The organism is Cellulomonas hominis (assembly GCF_005239125.1).
GTDB lineage: Bacteria > Actinomycetota > Actinomycetes > Actinomycetales > Cellulomonadaceae > Cellulomonas > Cellulomonas hominis_A.
Genome location: NZ_SZYE01000275.1, coordinates 1 through 3,621 on the forward strand (window position 1 = coordinate 1; position 3,621 = coordinate 3,621).

General features: G+C 79.5%; 2 protein-coding genes. Both read right to left on the reverse strand.

All coding sequences use genetic code 11. The features are described 5' to 3' along the window. On the reverse strand, window positions 1-1,700 hold a 1,700-nt coding region (locus FA014_RS18710), incomplete at its 3' end, for an ATP-dependent helicase (protein WP_154731121.1). Further along, window positions 1,697-3,621 (reverse strand): PD-(D/E)XK nuclease family protein (locus FA014_RS18715; protein ID WP_195969375.1); only part of this gene is annotated, 1,925 nt, incomplete at its 5' end. The genes FA014_RS18715 and FA014_RS18710, both read right to left, overlap by 4 nt.

Sequence of the window (3,621 nt, forward strand, 5' to 3'; positions counted from 1 at the left end):
CCCGCGGGCACGCCCGCCGGCGCGTCGTCCCCCGCCGACGTCGCGCGCTCCCGCGCGACCGCTGCCGCCGCCCGCGCGTCGAGCCCCCGCGCCAGGTGCGCCGACCAGTCCGCGAGCGCGTGCAGGTCCGCGGCGCCGAGCATGGTCCGCGCGCCGGTGAGCAGCCGCATGAGCGAGTCGCCCCGCGAGGGGTCGTGCGCCGCCTGCAGGAGCGCCACCACGTCGACCACCTCGGGCGTGGCGAGCAGGCCGCCGAGCCCGACGACCTCCACCGGCAGCCCGGCCGCCCGCAGCGCGCGGTGCAGCACCGGGAACTGCGCGCGCTTGCGGCACAGGACCGCCGCGGTCACGCGCCCGCCGCCGGGCGCGGGCGCACCGCCGTCGACGCCGGGCCCGCCCTCGGGGCGCCAGCGCGCCGCGACGAACTCCGCGACCGCCTGCGCCTCCTCCTCCAGCGTGGGCGCGAGGTGGGCGATCACCTCGCCGGCACCGGCGCCGGGTCGCGCACCGAGCGTCGGCAGGGTGACGCGCGCCTTCTCGGGCCGGCGCAACGGCGCGGCGACGTGGTTCGCCGCGTCCAGCACCGCGACGTCGTTCCGCCAGGACGTCGACAGGGCGTAGACCGCGGCGGGCCGCCGGTCGCCGTCCGGGGCCACGTCGGGGAAGTCGGTCGGGAACCGCTCGAGCCCGCCCGCGCTCGCGCCGCGCCAGCCGTAGATCGACTGGTGCGGGTCGCCGACCGCGGTGACGGGGTGGCCGCCACCGAACAGCTGGGACAGCAGCACGAGCTGCGCGTACGAGGTGTCCTGGTACTCGTCGAGCAGCACGACCCGGAACCGGGCCCGCTCCCCCGCGCCGACCTCGGGCACGTCCCGGGCGAGGCGCGCGGCGATGGCGACCTGGTCGCCGAAGTCGAGCGCGTCCGCGGCGCGCTTGCGCTCCCGGTACGCCGCGACGAGGTCGAGCACCCGCTGCCGCTCGCGCAGCGAGCCGACGAGCTCGCGGACCTTGGCGTACGGCTGCCGCGGGGGCGTGCCGGGCGGGGTCGCCTCGACGGCCTCGACGATGCCCTCGATGCCGCGGCGCGCCTCGTCGGCCCCGATCAGGTGCTCGTCCAGCGCCCCGGACAGGGTCAGCACGGCCTCGACCACGGTGGACACCGCGGCGGAGGAGTCGAGGTCGGCGGTCCACGACTCCACGACCTCGCTGGCGAGCTGCCACTGCGCGGCCTCGCCCAGCAGCCGGGCGGACGGCTCGACGCCGATCCGCAGGCCGTGGTCGCCGACCAGCGACGCCGCGTAGGCGTTGTAGGTCGAGATGGTCGGGCGGGCGACGGTCAGCAGCGCGGCACCGCCGTCGGCCGCGTCCTGCGCGGCGGACAGGCCGGGCAGGTGCACGCCCTCGGCCGCCGCGGCGCGCGCGAGGTGCCGCAGCCGCCGGCGCACGCGCTCGGCGAGCTCGCCCGCGGCCTTGCGGGTGAACGTGAGACCGAGGACCTCCTCGGGCGCGACGAGGCCGTTCGCGAGCAGCCACACGACGCGGGCGGACATGGTCTCGGTCTTGCCGGAGCCGGCGCCCGCCACGACCAGCGCGGGGCTCAGGGGGGACTCGATGACGGCGACCTGCTCCTCGGTCGGCAGGTCGCGCCGGAGCAGCCGGGCGATGTCCTGCGCCGACAGGGTGGCGGCGAGCACGCTCACGCGACCACCTGCCCGCCCTCGTCGCGCAGCGGGCAGGACCGGCGCACCGGGCACCGGTCGCACAGCGGGTTGGCGGTCGCCGCGAACGACGAGGCGGCCATCCGCTCCGCCACCTCCTCGATGTGCGTCCGGGCCCAGGACGGGTCGTCCGGCGCGTCCGGTCCGAGCGCGGGCTGCTCACGCAGCGCCGCCTTGTTCTTGTTGACGTCGGAGACGAACACGAGCTGCGCGCCCGCGCTGGTCGCCCCCGGGGGCAGCCCCTCGACGGCGCCGGCGTCGACCGCGAGCTGGTACGCGCCGAGCTGCGGGTTGGTCGTCGCCTCCTGGGCCGACGGGGCGGTGCGGCCGGTCTTGAGGTCGACCACCCGGACGGGCAGCGGCGCGCCCTCGCCGGACCCGGCCTCTGCCGGCGCGTCGCCCCGCTCCGCCCGCTCGACCCGGTCCACCGTCCCCCGGACCACGGCCCGGTCCAGCTCCAGCTCGAACCGCGCCTCGACCGCCAGCGGCTCGCCCGCCCGCTCCAGGTAGTCCGCGAGCCGCTCCACCATCGCCTCCGCGCGGCGGCGCTCCAGCGTGGCGGGCCACCCGTGCCCGAGACCGAGCTCCGGCCACCGCCGGTCGAGCTCGGCGAGCAGCGCCTCGCGGCCGCCCCGCGGGTGGGTCTGCGCGAGCGCGTGCACCAGCGTGCCGAGCGACTGCCGGGCGCTGCTCGGCGCGGTGCCGCCGGCGGCCTCGAGCGCCCAGCGCAGGGTGCAGGTGCCGGCCGTCTCGATGCGCGACGGCGACACCGGCACCCGCTCCCCGGCCGCCCACAGCGGGTCGTCGCTCGAGGGGTCGGCCAGGCCGTGCCACTCGGCGGGGTCGGCCCCGGGCACGCCCTCGTCGGCCAGGCGCGCGAGCACCGCCGCGGCCTCGGCGTCCGGGGTGCCCGCGCGCGCCGACTGCTCCAGCCGCCCGCGGAGCTGGGCCACGAGCCCCCGCAGGTCCAGCGGCGCGGGGGCGACGGTGCGGCGGGGGTCGTCGTCCTCGTCGTTCGGCTCGACCAGGTCGAGGAACGGCGACGGCTGGTCGTCCTCGTCGGACACGGCCGTCACCAGGAGCACCCGGCGGGCGCGGGACACGGCCACGTGGAACGACCGGAGCTCGTCGGCCAGCACGGCGGCGCGCGCGGCGGCACCCGCCTCCGCGGCCGCGCGCGCGTCGGCGCGGCCGGCGTCCCGGCCCGCCAGCACGTCGACGAGCGCCTGCGAGCCGAGCAGCGAGTCGCGCAACCGCAGGTCGGGCCACACGCCCTCCTGCACGCCCGCGACCGCGACGACGTCCCACTCCCGCCCGGCGGCCCCCGCGGGGGTCAGCACGGACACCGCGTCCCGGCGGGCGCGCGCGGCGATCGTGTCGGACGGCAGCTCCTGCGCCTCGACCCACTCGAGGAACGCGGCGGCGCGGGCCTGCGGCATCCGGTCGACGAACGTCTCCGCCGCGCGGAACAGCGCGAGCACGGCGTCCAGGTCCCGGTCCGCGCGCGCCCCGCCCGGCCCGCCGGCGAGCGCCGACCGCCGCCACGGCTCGGCCAGCCCCGACGCGTCCCAGATCGCCCACAGCACGCCCTGGGCGTCCGCGCCGGGCACCGCGGCGGCGGCCCGGCCCTCGGCGAGGACCGTGGCGATCCGGGCCACCGGCCGGCGCACGACCGGCTGCAGCCCCGCGGCGAGCGCCGGCGACCCCAGCACCTCCACCAGCAGCTCGTCGCTCGCCCGGCCGCCCCCCAGGGCGACCTCCTCCGCCCGCAGGCTCCGGCGCAGCCGGCGCAGGCCCACGGCGTCCAGCCCCCCGAGCGGCGAGCAGCACAGCCGCGCGGCGAGCTCGGCGTCCAGGGCCGCGCCGCCCGCGTCGGGGCCCAGCGACACCCGCAGCGCGTCGA